Here is a 21,999-nt window from a genome sequence, read left to right on the forward strand (position 1 = left end):
TCCCCCTGCTCCCTGCCCCCTACTCATCCCTACTCCCCTAAGATGGTAGAACAACTTAAGCCTCGCTATTCTGTCATTTGGACGAACAAAATCGCTGAAGTACCCCAAAATGCCTGGAATGCTTTAGCAATGCCACTCAAAACACCATTTTTAGAATGGGAGTGGCTAAATAATCTCGAAACCTCCCAAAGTGCTACGGCTAAAACTGGTTGGTTGCCAAATCACTTGACATTGTGGCGGGATAGAACGCTGATTGCGGCTGCGCCACTTTATCTCAAAGGACATAGTTCTGGTGAATTTGTTTTCGATCACCAATGGGCAGAGTTAGCTGATCGCATCGGAGTTCAATATTACCCAAAATTGCTGGGCATGACACCATTTACCCCAGCTGAAGGTTATCGCTTTTTAATCGCCCCAGGAGAAGACGAAGACGAAATCACTGCGATGATGGTGCATGAAATTGACACTTTCTGCTCCAAAAATCGGATTTCTGGATGTCATTTTCTCTACGTTGATCCCCAATGGCGGCCGATGCTGGAACGGCATGGCTTTACAACTTGGCTACACCACAGCTACGTCTGGGAAAATGCTGGCTTTAAAACTTTTGATGACTACTTGAAAGTGTTTAACGCCAATCAACGCCGCAATATCAAGCGGGAACGTAAAGCTGTAGAGAAAGCTGGTTTAAGATTGCAACCTCTGAGTGGTGATGAAATTCCCTACTCTTTATTTCCTTCGATGTACCAGTTTTATGCTGACACCTGTGATAAATTTGGCTGGTGGGGTAGCAAGTATCTCACACAGAGGTTTTTTGAGCAGCTACACAATGATTATCGCCATCGAGTCTTATTTGTCGCCGCATATAGCGAAGAAGATAATTCTCATCCTTTAGGAATGTCCTTTTGTTTGTTTAAAGGTGACAAACTCTATGGACGCTATTGGGGAAGTTTCCAAGAAATAGATTGCTTACATTTTGATGCTTGCTATTATGCACCTATTGAGTGGGCGATCGCTAACGGAATCCAAATTTTTGACCCTGGTGCAGGTGGCCGCCACAAAAAACGGCGCGGTTTCCCTGCTATGCCTAATCATAGTCTGCACCGCTTTTACAACAATCGTTTAGGGCAAATTATCCGTCCCTATATTAAGGAAGTAAATCAACTCGAACAGCAGGAGATTGAGGCGATTAATGCAGAGTTGCCATTTAGTAACCGAGATTCTTAAAAGTTTGCCAAGGCAGAGGGGGAACGACGAATTACACTTAATATATAGTGTAAAAACCCTGAAAAAAGAAAATTTCTTTTGCTAATGCTTATGGATTTAATACTTGAAGATTTAGCCGCAATTGATGATAAACTTTCCCAGCGTCATATCGATCTCGATCCCGGTGGATATTTTATTATTTACTTGGATCGAGACGCAGGGTTAATTTATGCCAAGCATTTCACAAATGTGATTGACGATCGCGGTTTAGCTGTCGATCCCGAAACGGGGAAGGTAATTCCGGCACGAGGAAAGGTAGAACGAACTTACACAACGGTTTTTAGTGCGAGGACGGCGAAAGAACTTTGCGTGAAGATTTTTGAAGAAACTCAGCCCCCTCCTGTAACTCAATTAAATCATGCGGCTTATTTGGGTCGAGAATTTGTTCGGGCTGAGGTGGCTTTAGTAAAAGGGCAAGAGTATGTTCAGGATTAAACCAATTTTAGATTTTTAATTTTGGATTGAAGGAAAAATCTAAAATCTAAAATCTAAAATTGAATGACCCTGATTATCCAATTACCCATCAGATGATGGCTGATTTATCTGATAAATGTAGTAAGTCGCCATTGGGATGACGGTGGCGGCAATTAACAACCCTACTACCCAAGCAGTAGCGTTACCTTGGTTAGTTTCTTCTGCTTTCTTGTAGGTGCCTTCTACCTGTACATTGTCAGCAATTTGGGGTGGCCCTGGATCGGCTTTACCGGAGAGGACGGCAACAAGGCGATCGCTAGCATCTAGAAATGCCTGATTGTATTTGTTACCATTGCGTAACGGCACACTTACTGTCTCAGTAGCGACACTCTCGGCAATAGCGTCAGTGAGTAAAGGTTTGACTTCATCCCCAGTAATAATGGAAGTACCATTGGTAACTGTGTCAATAACCAATAAAGTTTGATTAGCTTGGGCTTCTTTTGTCGGAAACCATTTTTCAAACAACTCTTTGGTAAAGCTTTCTGGTGTTTCACCGTAGTCAAGGCGGCGAACAGTCACAATTCTGACTTCCTTATTTGTTTGTTTTGCCAAATCCTCGAAAGCACTGCTAATTTTACCTTCATTCAGACGGCTGATAACCTCACCTTGATCCAAAACCCAGGTGTCTGCGGTGAGGCTGGGTAATTGATACACACCTGTGGCTAAAGCAGGTGTGGCAAACAGCGAGGCTGTTAAAATAACCGTTACCAATGTTAAAACCAGCCGGATGAGGTGTTTTTGACTAGTAAATATTTGTTTGAAAAGCTGTTTCATCGTGTGATCCCTAAGACAGACTTGCACCAAAAATACTACAGAACTAGTGCAAAAATCACCTCGTTCGCGGTTTTCTCCGGGATCAAGTTTTTGCTACTGCCAGCAGATAGATATTTTATGAGATTTTTTGATTGCACAAACTTGTAATGAGCGCGGTTGCAAGCACTAAAGCTGACAAGAAATACCGCCCATTTTGGGAATTAACCCAAATGCTTAGGGCGGAATTTGCAAACCATCTAGAAATGATATCGTATAATTAATATTTTTGGCAGAAAGAAGTATAAGTTTTCATATATACAAGTTGCTTATCCTGCTATACCCTTTTATGGGTTATATGTGCAATTTTCCTGGTGTTTTGGCTAAATTATAGAATAATATATACATGACCATAATTTTAACTAACGACGATGGCATTGATGCCCCCGGTATAAAAGCTCTAATTAAAGCTGTAAACGGTAAAGATTTTATCATCGCGGCTCCTGCCGATCATCAGTCTGGCTGTGGACATCAAGTTACTACCACTCGCGCCATCAACCTCCAGCGACGTTCTGAGACTGAATATGCGATCGCAGGCACTCCCGCCGATTGTGTGAGAATTGCCATTACACAAATTAACGCAGATGTCAAATTTGTGCTTTCAGGTATCAACGCTGGGGGCAACTTGGGAGTCGATGTCTACATTTCTGGCACAGTGGCTGCTGTGCGGGAAGCCGCAATGCACGGTATTCCCGGAATTGCTATTTCCCACTATCGCAAAGCCAAGCAGAATTTTGATTGGAATCTGGCTGCCAAATTAACAGCTGAAGTTTTAGCTGACTTACTCAAGCGTCCCCTAGAACCGGGAAGCTTTTGGAATGTGAACTTGCCGAATCTGCTACCAGGAGAACCACATCCTGAGATAGTGTTTTGCCAAGCCTGTAGCAGACCTTTGCCTGTCAACTATCGAATTGAAGGCGATGATTTTTATTATGTAGGAGAATATGGCAAACGCGATCGCACCCCTGGTAGTGATGTGGATGTATGTTTTTCCGGCAATATTGCTATAACTCAGTTAAGGGTTTAAAACTTTGACACTCTCAGGTTTAAAGATGCTAAAATTCTTGGTTTTTCCAAACAGCCTTAACCAAGTTTGGGGTTCACTTCCCCTACCTTTACAGACAGTACATTTTGATGACTAATTAAAATCTCCCTTATAAAACGTAATTACGAATTACGTTAGCGCAGCGGTAGCGAGTCCGCGAGCGTCATTACGAATTATTTTAACTTCCCCTCTTGTCTTGCCGTTCTTTGAGTTTTAGCATCATTTCTGCGTGCATCTCGCGGGTAATTGGGTAAAAATACGTTAAAATTAAGCCAAAAATCAAACAAACTGTCGGTATAGGGCCAACGGCAACGCGAATAGCAAACAGTGCTGATTCTGGCTGGATGGGTAGTGGACTTCCGACTACAGATTCTTTGAAACCCGATACTTGCAAAGCATTTCCCACCAAAAACAGTCCGAAAGCTAAACCAAATTTTTGTAGCAAAACCATGAAGCCATAAAAAATACCTTCTCTGCGTTGTCCAGTTTGCAGTTCATCTAATTCAATCACATCTGGAATCATTGACCAGGGAATTAGATAAGCTGTGGATACACCAATACCTGCCATGACAGCCATTACATACATCAAAACTATTTGACCAGGCTGTAAGAAAAATAGTCCGGCGGCTGCTATAATCCACAAACTCATTCCCAGAAAATAAACAACTTTTTTGCCGATTTTTTTACTCAGCGCCCCCCAGACAAATAGCATCAACAAAGCAGTTCCTTGCACGGCAATCATGACTGTGGGGACATCTGATTCTTTGAGTCCCATACAATTGACTACAAAATAAGGAATAATGCTGGCTGTTACCTGCACACCTAGCCAAGAACAAAGATATATACCAATAACAAATAAAAAAGGTCGATTGCTGAAGACTATTTTTAACTGTTCAAAGAAGGGGAGAGATTCCGGTTCTTCGGTTTGGCTGCGTTTGGCCTCAAAAGCTAAAATGCGATCGCGGACTCCAAAAACGCACCAATATAATCCTAAAATCGAAATTACCGTACAAACTGCTGCTAAAACGAGAAATTGTTGTTGGCGATCGCTAATTTGAGAAAAAACAATTTGCGTTAAAATCAACGACAGGATACTGCCACCAATAGAAAATGTAAACCGATAGCTGTTAAGGCTGGTGCGTTCGTCGTAATCTTGAGTTAATTCAGGAGTCATTGCCGTATAAGGCAAATTCACAACCGTGTAAAACGCTTGAGATATCACCCCAATCGCTACGTAGTACCAGAACAGCGGCCAAATATTCTCACTCTGATTTGCACTAAATCGCGGTACAATCCACTGCAAGAAGAAGAAAATTCCAAAAGGAATAGCCCCATAAAACATCCAAGGAAGACGACGACCCCAACGACGAGATTTCGTTTTATCAGTCAGAAACCCGACAACCGGATCATTTATCCCATCCCAGATTTTGCCAATCATCAAAATACTGCCAGCTAAACCCGCAGGGATACCAGCGACATTGGTAAAGAAAACCAGCAGAAAAAATACGGAGATATTTGCAGTAATTGCCGGGCCTAAATCTCCTGCACCGTAAGCCAGCTTTGTTTTTAAGTCGAGTTTTTCACTAAGAATATCTCGTTGGGCATCGCCATCAGCAGCAGAATCTTTCATAATAACTTGCGCTCATACTAAAATAAAAAGTTTGCAGTTTGCGTAGCCCATCGTTGACATCGCCTTCAATAGTAGCCATCTACCACTCCCGTTAAACTTATGCCAGACCTTTATGTTTCTTGGTCAGATTATCACCAAAAAATTGAACAACTGGCTATCCAGATTTATCAATCTGGTTGGGAATTTAACCAGATTATCTGTCTTGCCAGAGGAGGACTACGAGTTGGAGATATTCTTTCCCGTATATATGAGCAACCACTGGCAATTTTAGCAACCTCATCTTACAGTGGCCCCGGCAAGCAAGAAAGAAGTAATTTAATTTTCTCGCGCCACTTGACAATGACTGCCGAAAAATTAGGTTCGCGCATTCTCCTAGTAGATGACTTAGTAGATTCTGGGTTAACGCTGCAACAGACTATACCTTGGCTCAAGGAAAATACTGTTTCCCCAATTGAGGAAATTCGCACTGCCGTTCTTTGGTATAAAGCCTGTTCACTTATAGCACCCAATTATTATGTTGATTATTTAACTGACAACCCCTGGATTCATCAACCTTTTGAACACTACGAGCAGATGAACCCGGCAGAACTCGCGGCTAAGGTAAGTCAACTGTGTTGATAAATACCTACACAAAATTAATTTCACACTCGCTTATGCTTACCAACTTCTGCAAATAATTTCTAAGCTTGTTTGATATTTCTAGGGCTTCTGAAAGCTCCCACCTCAGCCATTAGGCAGGTGGGAGTAGTTTACCATTGGCTTTCAAACTAAAAAACCATGCTGGTATTAGAAAAAACTTCCAGAATCTTCCCTCAGGAAGTATTAAGGGTAGCTCATTTGTCGTAGTCTTTGTTTTATGCAAATAAAAGAAAGCCAAAAAAGAAATCAGGGGGCATCTATGCTAAAAGAAATAATCAATGGGGGATTATAATCACAACTTATAGCGTAGGGTTGCGAGTCCGTAAGTGTATTGGAGGCCGCCATACCTCCGGTATGGCGGCCTGCGCCCAATTAGGTCTTGGCAAAAGGCTTTCCAAAAAACTTTTTCTTTCCTCCTGCCTCGCCCGAAGGACTTGGCCAAAATCCAGGAGTGACGAATAAAAGGGTTTAATACTACCACCAAATTGTAGACCGTTTTTATTAGGCGGGTGTATTAAACCCTTTTATTTAAAAATCAGAATTCATTCTAATTTTTGATTTTTTCTTGATAAAAATTGAAGAAATGTTACGAAGCTTGGGTGAATCTGGATAGAGGCTACTGAGACAATATTTCTTAGAAGTGGAGTAGTGTAATGACAAATGAGGAAGTGGAGCAAATATGTTTAGAGGATATTCTCATCACTGAAGAGTTGTCTCTTAGAATACCTAGAACCACTGACCTCAAGCAAGAAAACGATGCACTTCATACCCTGATAGGGCAAATAGTTGAGCAGCCTCAAATTCTGCTCAAAAAGCTTGTAAAAATAATTGCTCAACTGTGTCAAGCAGAATCAGCAGGTGTCAGCTTACTTGAAGTAACTCCGAACGGGGAAGATATTTGTCGCTGGTTCGCAATAGCCGGGATGTTAGAAGCATCTGAACAAACTCCCACTCTTTACAGCTTTAGTTGCTGCGGCATCTGTCTAGAACGTCAAGCCCCCCTACTCTATTCCTATCCAGAACGGTATTTCACCTTCTTGCAAGAGTTTAAGCCAACAATCGTTGAGATATTGGTGGTTCCTTTATTGATTGCCAATCAACCACTTGGTACAATTTGGATTGTATCTCACGATGAGCATCGGCAGTTTGATCGAGAAGACTTGCGGCTGATGACAAGCTTCGCTAATTTTACAGCCACCGTTCTTTACAGTAACAATGCCCGTCAAGCAGCCGAAGAATCGGCACGGCGTGAGCAAGCCGCCCGTGCCGTTAGCGAAGCGGCACAAAATGCAGCTGAACAAGCCAATCGCCTCAAAGATGAGTTCCTCGCTGTTCTATCTCACGAACTGCGTTCCCCGCTCAACCCAATTTTGGGCTGGGCAAAACTCCTGCAAACCCGCAAATTTGATGAAGCAAAGACGGCTTATGCCCTAGAAACCATTGAGCGCAATGCCAAGTTGCAGTCTCAGCTAATGGAAGATTTGCTAGATGTTTCCCGGATTCTTCAAAGCAAACTCAGCTTAAAAGTCTCCTCTATTGATCTGTCCGCCGTTATTGAAGTAGCCCTTGATACCGTGCGTCTAGCGGCTCAAGCCAAGTCAATTCAAGTCAAAACAGTATTTGAAGCGGATGTAGGGCAAGTTTTGGGCGATCCCAGCCGCTTGCAGCAAGTCGTTTGGAATTTGCTTTCTAACGCCGTTAAGTTTACACCATCCGAGGGCCAGGTGGAAATACGGCTTGAGTCCGTAGGTACACAAGCAAAAATCCAAATCAGTGATACGGGTAAAGGCATCAACCCAGAATTTCTACCTCACGTGTTTGATTACTTCCGCCAGGCTGACAATACCACAACAAGAAGCTTTGGCGGCTTGGGGCTTGGTTTAGCGATCGCTCGTCAAATCGTTGAACTGCACGGTGGAACAGTCCAAGCAGAAAGTGAGGGAGATAATAAAGGTGCAACCTTTACTGTGTTGTTACCGATCAAAAGTGTCGAGCCTCAAACAATTGAAGACAAGGGTTTGCCTGACGATTCCATTAATCTCCAGGGGGTAAATGTGCTAGTCGTGGACGATGAAGTTGATACCCGCGAGCTAATAGTTTTTACCCTGCAACAGTATGGTGCTTCTGTGCGTGCCTTCGCCTCAGCATCGCTTGCACTAGACGCTTTTACACTTGAGAAACCACATATTCTTTTAAGTGATATTGGGATGCCAGAAATGGATGGCTATATGCTGATTCGGGAAATTCGTAGACGCGAAGCGGCTTGTCGTCAGACATCGCTACCGCCTGAGCAAGGGGGAGATATTCTAGCGATCGCACTTACAGCTTATGCTGGAGAGACTAACCAGCAAAAAATTCTCCAAGCAGGATTTCAAAAACATTTGACTAAGCCAATAGAACCAGCAAAATTAGCTATGGTAATTGCTAGCCTAGTTAAATAATAAATAATTATTCTGAGAAATTGGAGTACCAGTTGACTACAAATTCTGGTTTTAGAAACCTAAAAGATCAGTTCCTTCCTGAACGCAAAGAAGCTCTACTGGCTCGCATGGCGAACCGAATCCGGCAATCGCTGAACCTGCAAGAGATTTTGGATGCAACTGTAGTCGAGTTGCGGGCATTTTTGCAAACCGACCGAACTAAGGTCTACCGCTTCGATCGCGACGGGCATGGACACGTTGTTGCCGAAGCCAGCGCCCCCAACCGCCTGCCTTCTTTGCTGGGATTACACTATCCAGCTGATGACATTCCGCCCCAAGCGCGGGCTTTGTTTGTTAAAGCACGTACTCGCTCCATTGTCAATGTCAGCGAACAGCGCATTATCCTCAACTCGCTGCCGACTCCCAAAACGACGGCAACCGGCGACTTGACCGTTGAAGAAATACAAGAGCAACCCCTCGAAGATATCTTAAGCCGTCCCGTAGACCCCTGCCATGTGGACTATCTCACCCAGATGGGTGTGCAATCTTCCCTGGTAGTGCCAATAATTTATCAACAGGAACTCTGGGGGCTATTAATCTCTCATCATGCCGAACCCAGAGAAATTACATCTGAAGATTTGCTGGTCGTCCAATTGCTTGCCGATCAGGTTTCACTGGCGATTACCCAGGCGAATCTGCTGAGTCAGGTGCAGGAACAGCAGCAGCGTGATGCGATCGTTAATCAGATTGCCACTATGCTGCACGCGCCTCTCGGGCCTGAAGAGATTTTGCATAACGTTCTCGAGCAAGCAGTAAAAGCTTCTGGCAGTTCTGGAGGAAGGTTGTATCTCACTTCCCCGGATGAGGCTTTACCAGCCCATCTTTATACTTACGGAAATCAGCCGACCCCATCCGAGCAAGAGCAACCACACTTACTAGAAAATCATCCCCTTTGGCAAGAGGTAGGGGAAACTCCTCCTCCCATCGACACTGGCTTAACCCAAGAAGGTAAACCTGCCCTGCGAGTGGTAATTAATCTTCAGCAAGAACCGCGTCTGCACCAACTGATTGAATCCTTCCAGACCACACCGATTCGGGGTTTGATTGTTCAACCCTTGTATTATGGTAAAGAATTCCTGGGGTATCTAACGTTCTTTCGTGACCAAATCGGCACAAAAAATCTTTGGGCTGGCGATGAGGAAGCCGATGAGCGCCAACAGCGACCCCGCCAGTCAATGGCGCAATGGCAGGCGCTCAAACAAGATAAAGCTCACCCCTGGAGCATCGAAGAGATGGAACTCATCCAGTCTTTGAACATTCACCTATCGCTGGCTGTGCTGCAAAACCGCCTCTATCAGCGCGAACGGCAGCAACGCCTGGTAGTTGAGATGCACAACGAAGCTCTCTCTCATGCCAGAGCTGCCGCCGAAGAGGTGAGTCGCCTCAAGAGCAACTTCTTGGCTTCTACTAGCCACGAACTGCGAACGCCTCTGGCCTCGACCTTGAACTACTTAAAGTTGCTCAAAGAACGCCTTTATGAAGACGAAGAGGAGTTGCGCCAATATATAGACGGCGCTTACCAATCGACGGAAAATCTGGTTACTATCATTAACGATGTGCTTGACATTGCCAAGATTGAAGACGGGCGCATAGCCTTAGATTTGGAGACAGTTTATCTGCAACAGCTTTTACAAGAGCAATGTTTCCTTTCTGGTGCCGAAAGCCGCTACAAGGCAATTCCTCTGACACTCGACTGTGAAATCGAGACTGTTTTCGCCGACAAGATCAAAGTCCGCCAGGTGATGACAAACCTGCTGGATAACGCCTTCAAATTCACAGATGAGGGTCAAATCCATGTCCGGGCTGTCGTCGATAGTACTGGGACAATGGCTCAAATCTCGGTACACGATACAGGTATCGGTATTGAGATGGAAAACTCAGAGCAACTGTTTTCTCCATTTGTGCAAGCTGATGGTTCTGCCCAGCGCTCCTACGGGGGCACCGGCTTAGGGCTGACTATTTGCAAGCGATTAGTGGAACTGATGGGTGGTAAGATATGGCTTGAAAGCCCTGGACTAGGGCAGGGAAACACCGTGATTTTTACCCTGCCTCTAAACGAACAAAGTCAGATAGGAGGTCAGGGTTCTCTAATTGAGGGCCAAGCCCCTAGCTAAAAGCTAGGGGCTTGGCCCTTGGCAGATATTTCACCTGGCTATCAAAAAGATGGGTATTTTTATGGATTTTAATATTTGGACGGCAATTAAAATCACCTATACCTTACTCTCATACATGAATGTAAGCGCTTCCACAGCATGGAGGTTTTAGTAACAATCTTGAACATCCTACTGGTTGAAGATAACGAACTCCTGGCTAAGGGAACCGCCAAACTAATCGAACGTTTGGGGGGTCATCAGGTGTTTATTACTGCCGAGCCAAAAGAGATATTCCAACAATGCGAAGCGGGGGCAGTAGAACTAGTGATTATGGATATCAATTTGCCGGGAGCTAGGTGGGAAGGAAAAAAAGTCGATGGCTCCATCCTGTCGCGCCATTTGAAGACACAGTGGAAACAAATACCAATAATCTTGGTGACAGCTTACACCATGCCGGCCGATCAACATTTCTTGTTGTCCCAATCTGGGGCTGACAGTTGCTATACCAAACCCATCACTGACTACGATGGCTTTTTGAAGATGATTACTCTACTCGGTCAAAAAAGGAATTGAATCTCCATGTACAAGCTGGCGATTTTGGATGATGACGAACACTGGTGCCGGATCGTCCAACGCTTTCTGAAGCAACAATATGCTGTGGCAACCTATAAGTCAGTGTCCAGTTTCTTGTGGGAGTTAGACGAACTAAACCAGTACGATATTTTTCTGGTCGATTTCGTGCTGCCTACGGCTCGGTATGAGCTAAATACAGATGGCATGGAAATTATTACTGCTCTCAAGCGCCGCTTACCCCGTTCTCCTGTGGTTATCCTCGTCACCTCTTACATGAGCAAGAATGAGTTAGAGGTGTATGGCAAACAAATGTGTCCAGAGGCAGACGGATTTTTTGCCAAGGATGCTGGTCTAGAAATATTGGCTCACCAAATGAAGCGCCTGCTCCCACCAGGTACAACTGAGGAGAGTTAGGGGGAGTACTTAGGATTCTCTGACTTTCGCTTCCCCTAAATTGAGCTAAAGAGAGGTTGGAAGCGATCGCATCACAGTGCATAAATCTAAGTCACGCTACCTGTAGACTGCTTCTAAGAAGTCTTTCTCTGATGGATTTACTGGGAAAAATACGGCAGGAGAAACATGAAAAAAATCTGCAAGCTTTTGGATATGTTCAACTGTTAATTTACGCTTACTTTTTAGTACATCAGAAACAATCGATTCAGTTTTGAAAATATCAATTAAATCTTTTTGTTTCAAATTCAGTTCTGCAATTAAAACCTTGAGAAGCTCTACCCCAAAAATATCTGGAACAATATCTTGTTTCTCTTCATATTCGTGAATTAACATACCTAGTAAATTCAAATAGGCTCTTTCGTCCTCAGTTAGTTTTCCCTTATCAATTAGAGCGTCAACTACCGTTTGAGTTTTTTCTAGGTCTTCTTCAGAAACTATGGGGCGAGGGGGAAAAGATGTGAGCAACTCCATGTAGCTGGTATTGTTGTATGACATTTTGCCATTAGAATGTTACTTAAATTATTTGAAAACTAAGATTGGTGTATTTACCAATCTTAGTTTTACTTAGCTAGTAAAGCTTTTAATTAGCGCTAGCCGTTAAACCATATATCACTTTTCCAGTTATTTTTGTCATATTCTGAATGGGTGAGAAAGTCGCGGATAAATATCATTTTAGATTCATAGTCAATATAGGTTATTAATCTATATTTGTTTCCTCCAATATCAAAAACGATAAAGTTTTTAACTTGGTCAGGCGCAAAAATAGAAGTAGCTTTTATTTCAGCAAAACTATTCCAGTTTTGTGCTTTTACAAGCTTCTTCCAAGCTCGTAAACCAGGTTCTGCATCAGGGTGCTTTTCCCAGCCATTTTTGAGTCTGGTTTCAGTAATAATACGCATGGGCATGGACTACCTCTAGACAGAAAAAAGAACATAAATCTCTCCTTGTAATTCATAGGAATAGGAATTAGGGCTATTTTATAACTCCGGCGATTTACCTGAGTTCAAAATAATCCTTCTCTAAATTGATTGAAAAACCTTACTTAACTAATAAGTAAAGTAGAGGCTTTAAAATAATCTTAGCAAATTGCGAAGCTGATTGCAAGCGCTTGTTTGTTAAGTATTTATACTTACTAGGGAAGAGGCGATCCAGATGTCATCGCCTTAATACGGGGTGAATTGACCAAATCGGCTCAATTCATTTTCTTAGATGTATATAGATTACTGTGCAGCGCAAACACTTTCTAAAAGATTGTAACGAGTACTACTGTCAGCAAATTTGTTAACAGCCTACATACAATTTTTAAAATATTTTACGAAGTTTTATTTCCAAAAAATAACTGTATAAAACTCTTTTACAGACCAAGCAGTTTTCTTGCTTCCTCTTTGAACTCTTCAGGACATTCATCAAGTAGTTTTTGCTTAACAGAGTTATTCAATTTTTTTGCGTCAAGCCAATCCACATTATTAAGCGACCACGCATTCCGATCATAAAATCTTTTAACCTGCCCATCTTGATACAGGGTGTAGTCATCATCGACCATTGAATTCCCCAAAAACACAGTACAAATTTCTTTTGATTTTGTCATAAGTAAAATTAAGTATTTTTTTTGTTCAAAAATACAAGTAAATAATTAACAATACTATAGCCACAGCAGCTAGGGTTAGATAACTTTAGTTAAGTTTTTGATATCTCCCCAAACTTAGGACTCCACCACCCTTTTTGGGTACTGAAATAAGCTACATCTTTATGTTTGGTATCCTTACGCGATCGCGGGTCACAACATCGCAACATTTTCTTACTCTGCCCTTCTTTGATGTAACTGTACTCCTCTAAAGGTTTCTTACATACCGGACAGGGATATGTCGTCATCTTCACGGGAGGCTTTTGTTGATTCTCAGCTTGGACTGTTTTAGTTTGTGGTGGCTGCCAAGTTTTGTTAAAGTCGCTCCAAAACAACACGACATTTTCACAACCTTTTGTGCATTTGAGAAAATATTTCTTTTTAACTTTGCTACTCGGAATTTTAGAGAGAGAATTTTTGCATTCAGGGCATCGCGTTTTGGAAGTTTCATATTTCCGCTCAGTTATCACATGAGCTTTACCTGTTGGGGAACTCGCAACTATAGTTTTAGCTTTGGAGAGCGCTGGTACAAAATAATTCTGATTCCAACTAGTTAAATAATGCTGCCAAGAGTTCTTTCCTTCGGAAATTGCATCAAGGGCATCTTCCATTTTCGCTGTGAATTCCGCCTCTAATAAATCCGGCAGTGCTTTGAGCAAAAACGCATCAACTTCTAACCCTAACGCTGTCGGTTGCAGATGGTCTTTTTTCAACTCGACATAATTTCGTTTTTTTAAGGTAGCAACAGTAGGAGCATAGGTACTTGGGCGACCAATTCCTTTACGTTCCATCAACTGCACCAATTTTGGTTCACTATAACGGGGTGGTGGCTGGGTCTGCTTTTGCTCATGTCCAGCATTCTCCAGTTTCAATGCTTGTCCCTGTTGTAATGAAGGTAAAACACTATCCTTGCTGAGATTATTCCAGTACCGAGCATAACCGTAAAATTCAATTACTTGCCCTCTTGCTGACCAGAGTAAAGAACCAGACTGAGTAATCACCAGAGTTTTACGCAATTGGGCAGCTTTACATTGAGAAGCAATTGAGCGTTTCCAGATCATCACATACAGATTAAACTCATCATCAGGAAGTTCTAAACGCAACTGAACTGAGGGACGAAATACATCCGTTGGACGAATCGCTTCATGTGCTTCTTGAGCCGATTTGCTACTGCGATGCTTGGCGACTTGCTGCGGTACATTCGCCGGATCATTTTGCTCTAACCATTTACGAGCGCTGGCACAAAATTCTGGACTCAGCATTACTGAATCTGTTCGCATATATGTAATCAGCCCAGCCTCATAGAGCTTTTGGGCCACAATCATAGTTTTGTCGGGAGCAAACCTCAGCTTTGAACCGGCTGCTTGCTGAAGGCTAGAAGTTGTAAATGGTGGCGGTGGCTGACGGTTAACGATTTTTCCTTCAAAATGAATCACTTGATGAGGATGCCTCTGTGCTTCTTCAACTAAACGTGTAGCCTCTGCTTCGGAAAGAACGCGCTTAGACTCCGGTGTTTCTGGAGTATTACCTACCTTTGCGTCATCATTAGTTTCAGTTTCTTGCTCTGCTGCATCTTTTGCAGAATCAACCGTCCCCTTGTAAAAAGCCCGAAATCCTTCCGCATAATCTACCCAGACACTCCAGTAATCTTGGGGAACAAAAGCCAGAATTTCGTTCTCTCGCTGACAAATCAGGTGTAACGTCGCGCTTTGGACTCTGCCAACACTCTTAGCGCCGTTATTCAATGCCCAAACTAAAGGGCTACCCTTATAACCTACCAACTTGTCTAGGCAATCTCGGCACAACCCAGCACCGATCAAATTTTGGTCTAGCTTTCTGGGATTAGCGATCGCACTCTGTACCGCTGATGCTGTAATCTCAGTATAAATTACTCGTTTCGGTTCCCTTAAACCCAGCGTTTCTTTGAGATGCCAAGCAATTGTCTCGCCTTCCCGGTCTGGGTCAGTTGCTAAGACAACTTCATCAACCTGCTTCACCGCAGACTTGAGCTTCTGGATTGTTTCTTTCGCTCGTTGGTCACGTGGGACGTAATTGCACCGAACATTACTGCCATCCATGACAAAGCCCAAGGAATCGTCCCCTTCATTGCTGAGTTCTCGGATGTGGCCACAACTGGCGAGAACTTTCCAATCTGAACCCAGAATTTGACTGAGTTTTTTGACTTTTCCGGGAGACTCGACCACAAGCAGGCGTTTGATCATAGCAACTGCATTCTAGATTTTGAGCAATAGACTGGCAATTGCAATTAGCGTTCGCCTATCTTCGTCATCTGGATTTTCTAGAATACTGTACCAAAAAGCTTTGGAAATTGCTCAACTCAGTTTTGAGGTAAATCATCTCAACACTATCCATTTATACCTTTGTATAACTGTTGCTTCTGTCACCTGACGATAATGAACTAATGTGAATTGCGATCGCAATTCGTTTGAGCATCTCTGCGTCTGTAATTTTGGTAAGCGATCGCGATTATTGCACAGATATGATCTATTACCAGGCGTAGGCTAGCAAGAACCGCAGGCATCGCAGCGCTCAAAAATAAAAAGATGTATTTTATCAATCCTTCAAGCATCTTGAGGTTTCCTGCTTTGAAAGCCTCGGCTCAAACTTCTTTGTGACTGCTGTCTGCAAAATCTTGACTATAAACTCTGAAAATGTGAAGAACACACTAAGAGGATTTTTTAGCACATAAGTAGGTCGGCAGAAAAATTTACAAGTATGTAACAACAAATTATAGCGTTTCCTAAGCAACTGAGGTACACCCAAATCTTTGTTAGCAAAGTTAGTAGCTTTGAAAACGTACCTCACCAGATCGGGAACCGCTATAATCATGTTTCAAGCATTCTTCCAAAAAAACTATGTCTGACTCCTTGCACTTTGCTTTTCATCCTCGAAGAAAGTTTATACCAAAGTCTTTGTAGACCAAGCTTTTACCGTTTATCAAAACAGAATTTAGGAGTTAGGATTCATCCTGAATTCTGTATGATTGGCGGATAGCGCAGCGTTTCGTAGAGAGCATCTTGATTACGACCGGAGTAACGGAAACGTCTTTGCCCCCGCCCTTGTTAGCGTAGCCCATTCTGATTTCTTCTTCAAACCGATTGCGATTTATTTATCTTTACATAGTTTGCTTTTTTCACGACTATTTACTTACATATTTCTCCTACAATGTAAAGAGTATGCAAAGATACTTTTTGAAGTATAGACATACAAGCAAACTTCAGTATTTAGTTAGTATCAGGTTATTTAAATGTTCTCTCTTTTTAAGCTAGACACCCACAGGCAATAGCCCACAACGAGGGGATGAAAATAACCTTCTGTATCAAGAGTTAACTGTTCCCTATTTTCAAGACACTAGGATTTACGCATTGAGAGAAAAATTAAAGTATGAAGTGGATTTTCAGGCATTTAAGCTTGATTTTGTGATGCTTTTTCAAGAATGCCTAAGTTGGGGCTGCGCCTACGGTATTTAATCAAGGATGCTTGTCAAAAGCCTGAAATGAACTATTTGAGTTCATGCACAAAGTCATTAATTTGTACAGTGCATGAGATTTTGATATGTAGATAGGTGCTAGTTGCAATCTGCTCAACAGTGTGGATTTTCAAGAAAAATTACTGTCCCTCCAGAGGGAAATCAAAATATGTCGAAAGTGTCAACTATCGGCGGGTTTTTGTGTTCTAAAACAGTACTAATTCAGGGCTGAGAAATTTAAATTTACGGGAATATCGATTAAGAAAGGTAAAAGTTATGACAAATATCATTGGAACTAACAGTAATGATACTCTACTGGGCAGTAATGACGCTGACATAATTAACAGTAAAGTAGGCAACGATACCATTACAGCTCAACAGGGCGATGACACTCTGACTGGTGGTGGCGGCAAGGATAAATTTATTTACAACTTGGGTGATGGGACTGATACTATCACTGATTTTGGTGGCATAGGTAAAGGAACAAACCCGACAGCAGCAGTTATTGCCGAAGTGGATACGATCAAATTCCAGGGTGCTGATTTGACTGCCCAAAATCTGTTGCTTACCCAGAATGGTAACAATCTGGAAATTACCTTTGATGGGGTTGCTAATACCAAAATGATTCTAAAAAACTTCAAATTAGAAAACCTCGATAACCTGAAAGCTTCTGGAAACAGACCAGCTATTGGTAATATCCTGTTTGATGGGCAAACTAGCATCACCGATAGTTTTGATGTCTTTGATGCCAACTCCACTGCAACTAGCGTGTTCAACAAGAACACGGTGACTTTCCTTAATGACCTCGACAACAACGTTACAGGTTTAGATAATTCAAATGATGTCATCAATGGTCAGGGCGGGAATGACCGTATCGACGGCAAGAGTGGCAACGACTTGCTGCGGGGTGGTACGGGAAATGATACTCTCATTGGTGGTATAGGGAACGACACCCTTATTGGTGATGCTGGCAATGATTCCCTCGACGGTGGTGCTGGTAATGACTTGCTACGGGGTGGTGCAGGGAACAATATCCTCAACGGTGGTGCTGGTGACGATAACTTGAATGTTGACTCTTCAGCAGGCAATAATCTCTTGTCTGGTGGCGATGGCAATGATAGTCTCTCGGCATTAGGGGACTACCAAGGTAATGTGGTGTCTGGTAATAACACTCTCAAGGGTGGTGCTGGTAACGATACCTTGATTGCTGACGGTTCCGCAGGCGATAACTTACTGGATGGTTCCAGTGGCAATGATTATCTCTCTGCCTCTAGTGGCTACTACGACCCTAGAGTGTCTGGCAATAACACCCTCAACGGAGGCATTGGTAACGATACCTTGAGTGCCTTACTTTCAACAGGTAAGAACTTCCTGGATGGTGGTGATAATAACGATTCTCTCTCTGTCAATCTTTCCTCTGGTAATAACATCCTCAACGGTGGTGCTGGTGACGATTACTTGAGTGCTAATATTTCAACAGGCAATAATCTGCTGTCTGGTGGCGATGGCAATGACTCTCTCTTTGCCTCCGATTTTGAGGGCTACAGGTTTGATAACACTACTGGAGATAACACCCTTAACGGTGGTGCTGGTGACGATAATTTGAATGTTAATTATTCACGAGGCAATAATCTGCTGTCTGGTGGAGATGGCAATGATTCTCTCTCCGGTTCTAGCTACGGCCGCGGCTTCGGCGGATCTTTTTATAACACTACTGGAGATAACACCCTTAACGGTGGTGCTGGTGACGATAATTTGAATGTTGATTATTCAACGGGCGATAATCTACTCAATGGAGATAATGGCAATGATTATCTCTCAGCCTCTGGCTACGAATACGACAATTCTGGCGACGAAAAAGGAGTTTATCGCAGGGCATCAGGCAATAACACTCTCAACGGTGGCGCTGGGACGGATAAATTGATTGTTGATTATTCAACAGGCAATAACTTACTCTTGGGAGGTGATGGTAATGACTACATCTCTGCATTTGGCGCGTTAGGGAATAATACTCTTAGCGGTGGTAATGGAAATGACACCCTCAAAGGTGGCAATGGAAATGATATCCTGACAGGTGGTTTTGGTAATGATAGCCTCTATGGAAATGATGGTAATGATACCTTTGTTTTCAATGGCTTGAATCAAGGTGTCGATCGTCTTTATGACTTCAACGTAACTAATGACCGGATTCATGTATCGGCTGCTGATTTTGGTGGCGGGTTATCAATAGGTTCACTTCAGCAAAGTCAGTTTATCGTTGGAACATCTGCAACGACAAGCAATCAACGATTTATCTATGATTCTTCTACAGGTGGACTGTTCTTTGACCAAGATGGCAGTGCATCTGCCTTTAATCAGGTAAAATTTGCCCACTTATCTGCTGGATTGTCACTAACCAACGAAAAAATTATTGTTGCTTAATGGTGATTTACACTCTTCCATAAATAAATAGCACAGATAGATTGCGAGGTACTATTTTCAGCACCTCGCATTCGTATTCATAAAGCGTCAAAAATGCCTATTTCAAATAGTTGCCATAGTTACTTATACCCTCAAGGAAGGTGCTAGGGCTAAAGTTTTCGTCAGATCCGTAAGGAGAACGCGATCGCAGAGGTTAAACAATTCTATCTCGGTCTGCGTCTGTCGCATCAGCCGCAGGAAATGACCTTCAGTGTCAACACTCAGAGCAATGTAGTTGAGGAACATTTTCAGATAGCCGACGCGCGATCGCTCTGGCATAGTTGCTGCTGTGGGGGTCTGCCATAAACGATCAATATAGTTGCGTACTTCTACTAAAGGAACGGGTGCGATCGGCTCAAAACGCAAAGCTTGCCGAATTTGATTAAAAATCCAAGGATTGCCAATCGCCCAGCGCCCTACCATCACACCAGCTGCACCCGTTTGAGAAAGCACTTCAATAGCAGTTTTTGCAGAGTTGATATTGCCATTTGCAAGTACTGGACAATCGACTCGTTTAACTGCTTCAGCAATCAGATCATATCTCACTGCCCCGTGGTACATATCTTTCACTGTGCGACCATGCAAACTCAATAAATCAATGTTGTGGCGATTGATTATATCTAGAATTTTGTAAAAGTTATCTGTATTTTCAAAGCCTACGCGCATCTTCACAGTCAAAGGGCGATCGTTCACTGCCTGCCGCAATTCTGCTAAAATTCGATCTACTTTTTCTGGTGAGAGCAACAATCCACCCCCAACATTTTTGCGATAGATTCTAGGTGCTGGACAGCCCATATTCAAATCAACTCCAGCGATATTATAGCGACAGAGATCAATTGCTGTTCTTACTAAGTCTGGAATGCTTTCGCCAATCATTTGAGCAAAAACGGGGCGACCCGTATCGTTTTCGGTGATTGCTGCCAGAATGTTACGATTGAGCCGTGAGGTATCATTGACCCGGAAATACTCGGTGAAGAAGTAGTCAGGGCTGCCGTAGTGGGCAATGACCTTCATAAACCAGAGGTTTGTCACATCCTGCATAGGCGCAAGAGCGGTGAGGGGTAGGTATGGATGGAGCGATTGGGGGAGTGAGACCTGGGACGACATGAATATGAGAGCGTTTGACAAAGCATCACTCTATCAAAAAATCCTTACTAAAAGTTGTAACCTTTGTCAGTTTTGCTGTGGGTGTAGATGCGATATCTACGACGGGCTACGCCTACGCTGACATTTAATACCCAACGCCTAAAATCCCGTATTTTTATCAGAAAAATGGGTTTAAAAACTAGGAAAACTAAGAAGTGATTCTTAGATGCCCCGAGGCTTCAGCCCGGAGTCATGTCACTCTCTAGCAATGACAATATCGTTCGACTTAATCACTGCATAAGCTTCTTTTCCCTCAGATAGTTCTAACTCTTCTGCCGAAGCTCTGGTGATAATTGAGGTTAATTCTACTTTATGAATAATTTCCAGAGTTACCTCACTATTAACTGCTCCATAAACAACTCGTTTAACAACACCTTTAAGAATATTACGAGAGCTAACTTTTAGTGATTTCTTGGGAATAGTACTTTCTATGTCAGGCTTTTGAGTATAGTAGATATCTTCCCGTTTTTCCTGCTGAGGTGGTGGTAATACGGCGGCTGAAGAGTGTTGAGTGAGACTACGCACAAGTTCTCGCAAAATCTCAGTCTTGGTGCGTTGAGACTGTTCGCAAAACTCCTCTAGAATCTTCCGCTCGTCCTCTGAGGTTTGAAATGTAACCCATCCTTGTTCTTTTCTTGGCATAATAATATTATTTATCAATTTTGGTTATCTTGGTAAAATTCTACCAACTATCAATTCGATATGTCGTTTTAGTAATAACATTTTTTTGCGATAATTTTTGGCATTTTTAGCAAAATTAATCAACTAATTTGATCCAAATAACTACATAAATATTTATTTTTTTGTAGTTGTAAAATATTTTGTTACTTGAAAATGTCTAAGCATCACTATCTTTATACCAACTAGGATAGTATGATATTAATCTATGGTATTTGTCGAGATAGCGATTGCAGGGGTAATCTGGCAGAAAATTCCACTGGCGTAGGCGTAGACCGTCGCAGACATCGCGTGAGTGCCCTAGGATTATCTAACGTGAGTTCACAACCGGAGGATGAAACACCTAAAATCGCGTTCTCAAGACCTGCGGAGTTTATTTGAGAACAATATCACCATTGAATATGTGGCAGAACCCCTCAAAGCTATGCCAGCTAATGCGGAGGTGACAGAAGTGCTGCATTGGATGCAGGCACAAAATTTTGATGTTATCGGCGTTGAGACAGGAGATATTATCAGCGGTTATGTAGAACGCTCTACTTTGATTCAAGGCAAAGAAGGTAAGTGTGGCGACTATCAACGGGTGTTTCATCCCAAAGAACTAATAGCCATTTCCACCCCACTGATCAAGTTGCTACCCATCCTGCAACAAACTCCGCGATTGTTTGTCTTGGACTGCAATCAGGTAAGTGGTATTATTACCTGTGGCGACTTGCAGAAAGCACCCGCGCGAATGCTGCTGTTTGGCTTGGTAACGCTCCTAGAAATGAATTTGCTGCGCCTGGTGCGGATTTACTATCCTCAAGATTCTTGGCAAAAAGTCCTCAAACCTGAACGTTTAGAAGTTGCTCAACGGTTATGGCGAGAGAGTCAGGAAAGAAACGAAGCTACGGATTTGTTAGATTATCTGCAATTCTGTGATAAGCGAGAGTTGATTTTAAATCAGCCAGAACTTCTCCAGCAACTGGGATTAAAATCCAAACGGTTTGGTGAACGCTTTTTAAAGTCTGCGGAACAGTTGCGAAACCGATTAGCTCATGCCCAAAATCTAGTTAGTGGCTCCTCTTGGACAGAGTTGATTTCTCTAGCAGAGGCGATGGAAACGCTGTTAATTCTCTGTGAGGAAGTTGAGTGAAGTAGTCAG

General features: G+C 42.8%; 19 protein-coding genes. 10 read left to right on the plus strand and 9 right to left on the minus strand.

The annotated features are described in order from the left end of the window. The first annotated feature begins 42 nt into the window (after positions 1–42). Both GNF10_RS11460 and GNF10_RS11465 read left to right on the plus strand, forming a co-directional pair. Positions 43–1,224, plus strand: coding sequence for a GNAT family N-acetyltransferase (locus GNF10_RS11460; protein ID WP_163936751.1), 1,182 nt, complete (start codon positions 43–45; stop codon positions 1,222–1,224). 90 nt (positions 1,225–1,314) lie between these two features. Beyond that, positions 1,315–1,698 (plus strand): DUF4346 domain-containing protein, encoded by a 384-nt coding sequence (locus GNF10_RS11465; RefSeq protein WP_185585177.1) that lies wholly within the window; start codon positions 1,315–1,317, stop codon positions 1,696–1,698. Positions 1,699–1,779: 81 nt separating this feature from the next. Here the strand turns inward: GNF10_RS11465 and GNF10_RS11470 are convergent, their stop codons facing one another. Beyond that, positions 1,780–2,511 (minus strand): photosystem II repair protein Psb32, encoded by a 732-nt coding sequence (locus tag GNF10_RS11470; protein WP_185585176.1) that lies wholly within the window; start codon positions 2,509–2,511, stop codon positions 1,780–1,782. Positions 2,512–2,893: 382 nt separating this feature from the next. Here GNF10_RS11470 and surE point away from each other — a divergent pair, with 382 nt between their 5' ends. Beyond that, positions 2,894–3,574, plus strand: a complete 681-nt coding sequence (gene surE, locus GNF10_RS11475) for a 5'/3'-nucleotidase SurE (protein ID WP_185585175.1) — start codon at positions 2,894–2,896, stop codon at positions 3,572–3,574. Between the two features lie 196 nt (positions 3,575–3,770). Here surE and GNF10_RS11480 read toward each other — a convergent pair whose 3' ends face one another. Further along, positions 3,771–5,222 carry an MFS transporter gene (locus GNF10_RS11480; protein WP_185585174.1) on the minus strand — a complete coding sequence of 484 codons (1,452 nt, stop codon included), beginning with the start codon at positions 5,220–5,222 and terminating at the stop codon, positions 3,771–3,773. A gap of 99 nt (positions 5,223–5,321) precedes the next feature. On the opposite strand from GNF10_RS11480, the gene GNF10_RS11485 reads away from it, so the two are divergent. The 5 genes from GNF10_RS11485 to GNF10_RS11505 all read left to right on the plus strand — a co-directional run bounded on the left by GNF10_RS11485 (position 5,322) and on the right by GNF10_RS11505 (position 11,421). Next, the gene (locus GNF10_RS11485; RefSeq protein WP_185585173.1) at positions 5,322–5,840 is read left to right on the plus strand and encodes a phosphoribosyltransferase; all 519 of its coding nucleotides are present in this window, start codon (positions 5,322–5,324) and stop codon (positions 5,838–5,840) included. Positions 5,841–6,514: 674 nt separating this feature from the next. Further along, positions 6,515–8,302, plus strand: a complete 1,788-nt coding sequence (locus GNF10_RS11490; protein ID WP_185582981.1) for an ATP-binding protein — start codon at positions 6,515–6,517, stop codon at positions 8,300–8,302. Between the two features lie 32 nt (positions 8,303–8,334). After that, positions 8,335–10,455: an ATP-binding protein gene (locus tag GNF10_RS11495; RefSeq protein ID WP_185582983.1), complete on the plus strand. Its 2,121-nt coding sequence runs from the start codon at positions 8,335–8,337 to the stop codon at positions 10,453–10,455. 159 nt (positions 10,456–10,614) lie between these two features. Continuing rightward, positions 10,615–11,007: a response regulator gene (locus tag GNF10_RS11500; protein WP_260445842.1), complete on the plus strand. Its 393-nt coding sequence runs from the start codon at positions 10,615–10,617 to the stop codon at positions 11,005–11,007. 6 nt (positions 11,008–11,013) lie between these two features. Beyond that, positions 11,014–11,421, plus strand: a complete 408-nt coding sequence (locus GNF10_RS11505) for a response regulator (RefSeq protein ID WP_185582986.1) — start codon at positions 11,014–11,016, stop codon at positions 11,419–11,421. A 96-nt stretch (positions 11,422–11,517) separates the two neighbouring features. Here the strand turns inward: GNF10_RS11505 and GNF10_RS11510 are convergent, their stop codons facing one another. The 5 genes from GNF10_RS11510 to GNF10_RS11530 all read right to left on the minus strand — a co-directional run bounded on the left by GNF10_RS11510 (position 11,518) and on the right by GNF10_RS11530 (position 15,674). Then, positions 11,518–11,955 carry a type II toxin-antitoxin system HigA family antitoxin gene (locus GNF10_RS11510; RefSeq protein WP_185582988.1) on the minus strand — a complete coding sequence of 146 codons (438 nt, stop codon included), beginning with the start codon at positions 11,953–11,955 and terminating at the stop codon, positions 11,518–11,520. 95 nt (positions 11,956–12,050) lie between these two features. Continuing rightward, complete coding sequence (locus GNF10_RS11515) at positions 12,051–12,365, minus strand: type II toxin-antitoxin system HigB family toxin (RefSeq protein ID WP_260445843.1); 315 nt, start codon at positions 12,363–12,365, stop codon at positions 12,051–12,053. Positions 12,366–12,814: 449 nt separating this feature from the next. Further along, entirely contained in the window at positions 12,815–13,048 is a 234-nt protein-coding gene (locus GNF10_RS11520) for a hypothetical protein (protein ID WP_185582991.1), read from the minus strand. 89 nt (positions 13,049–13,137) lie between these two features. Beyond that, a complete protein-coding gene (topA, locus tag GNF10_RS11525) occupies positions 13,138–15,306 on the minus strand; it encodes a type I DNA topoisomerase (protein WP_185582993.1) in 2,169 nt (722 codons plus the stop codon). Between the two features lie 197 nt (positions 15,307–15,503). Next, a complete protein-coding gene (locus tag GNF10_RS11530) occupies positions 15,504–15,674 on the minus strand; it encodes a hypothetical protein (RefSeq protein WP_185582995.1) in 171 nt (56 codons plus the stop codon). Between the two features lie 1,176 nt (positions 15,675–16,850). Between GNF10_RS11530 and GNF10_RS11535 the strand changes: the two genes are divergently transcribed. Continuing rightward, entirely contained in the window at positions 16,851–18,995 is a 2,145-nt protein-coding gene (locus GNF10_RS11535; protein ID WP_185582997.1) for a calcium-binding protein, read from the plus strand. Between the two features lie 123 nt (positions 18,996–19,118). Here GNF10_RS11535 and GNF10_RS11540 read toward each other — a convergent pair whose 3' ends face one another. Both GNF10_RS11540 and GNF10_RS11545 read right to left on the minus strand, forming a co-directional pair. Next, positions 19,119–20,141: a tRNA-dihydrouridine synthase family protein gene (locus GNF10_RS11540; protein ID WP_185582999.1), complete on the minus strand. Its 1,023-nt coding sequence runs from the start codon at positions 20,139–20,141 to the stop codon at positions 19,119–19,121. Between the two features lie 234 nt (positions 20,142–20,375). Continuing rightward, entirely contained in the window at positions 20,376–20,822 is a 447-nt protein-coding gene (locus tag GNF10_RS11545) for a molybdopterin-binding protein (protein ID WP_185583001.1), read from the minus strand. Positions 20,823–21,192: 370 nt separating this feature from the next. Between GNF10_RS11545 and GNF10_RS11550 the strand changes: the two genes are divergently transcribed. Continuing rightward, a complete protein-coding gene (locus tag GNF10_RS11550) occupies positions 21,193–21,990 on the plus strand; it encodes a hypothetical protein (RefSeq protein ID WP_179071401.1) in 798 nt (265 codons plus the stop codon). Positions 21,991–21,999 lie beyond the last annotated feature (9 nt).

Origin of the sequence: Nostoc sp. UCD121 (assembly GCF_014222285.1) — a bacterium.
Taxonomy (GTDB): domain Bacteria; phylum Cyanobacteriota; class Cyanobacteriia; order Cyanobacteriales; family Nostocaceae; genus Nostoc.

Bases quoted from the DNA above. Each gene is read 5' to 3' on its own strand.
- GNF10_RS11485 (WP_185585173.1), top strand. From the start codon at position 5,322: ATGCCAGACCTTTATGTTTCTTGGTCAGATTATCACCAAAAAATTGAA.
- GNF10_RS11550 (WP_179071401.1), top strand. From the start codon at position 21,193: ATGAAACACCTAAAATCGCGTTCTCAAGACCTGCGGAGTTTATTTGAG.
- GNF10_RS11480 (WP_185585174.1), bottom strand. From the start codon at position 5,222: ATGAAAGATTCTGCTGCTGATGGCGATGCCCAACGAGATATTCTTAGT.
- GNF10_RS11530 (WP_185582995.1), bottom strand. From the start codon at position 15,674: ATGCTTGAAGGATTGATAAAATACATCTTTTTATTTTTGAGCGCTGCG.
- GNF10_RS11510 (WP_185582988.1), bottom strand. From the start codon at position 11,955: ATGTCATACAACAATACCAGCTACATGGAGTTGCTCACATCTTTTCCC.
- GNF10_RS11520 (WP_185582991.1), bottom strand. From the start codon at position 13,048: ATGACAAAATCAAAAGAAATTTGTACTGTGTTTTTGGGGAATTCAATG.
- topA (WP_185582993.1), bottom strand. From the start codon at position 15,306: ATGATCAAACGCCTGCTTGTGGTCGAGTCTCCCGGAAAAGTCAAAAAA.
- GNF10_RS11540 (WP_185582999.1), bottom strand. From the start codon at position 20,141: ATGTCGTCCCAGGTCTCACTCCCCCAATCGCTCCATCCATACCTACCC.
- GNF10_RS11505 (WP_185582986.1), top strand. From the start codon at position 11,014: ATGTACAAGCTGGCGATTTTGGATGATGACGAACACTGGTGCCGGATC.
- GNF10_RS11515 (WP_260445843.1), bottom strand. From the start codon at position 12,365: ATGCCCATGCGTATTATTACTGAAACCAGACTCAAAAATGGCTGGGAA.
- GNF10_RS11460 (WP_163936751.1), top strand. From the start codon at position 43: ATGGTAGAACAACTTAAGCCTCGCTATTCTGTCATTTGGACGAACAAA.
- surE (WP_185585175.1), top strand. From the start codon at position 2,894: ATGACCATAATTTTAACTAACGACGATGGCATTGATGCCCCCGGTATA.
- GNF10_RS11545 (WP_185583001.1), bottom strand. From the start codon at position 20,822: ATGCCAAGAAAAGAACAAGGATGGGTTACATTTCAAACCTCAGAGGAC.
- GNF10_RS11490 (WP_185582981.1), top strand. From the start codon at position 6,515: ATGACAAATGAGGAAGTGGAGCAAATATGTTTAGAGGATATTCTCATC.
- GNF10_RS11470 (WP_185585176.1), bottom strand. From the start codon at position 2,511: ATGAAACAGCTTTTCAAACAAATATTTACTAGTCAAAAACACCTCATC.
- GNF10_RS11535 (WP_185582997.1), top strand. From the start codon at position 16,851: ATGACAAATATCATTGGAACTAACAGTAATGATACTCTACTGGGCAGT.
- GNF10_RS11465 (WP_185585177.1), top strand. From the start codon at position 1,315: ATGGATTTAATACTTGAAGATTTAGCCGCAATTGATGATAAACTTTCC.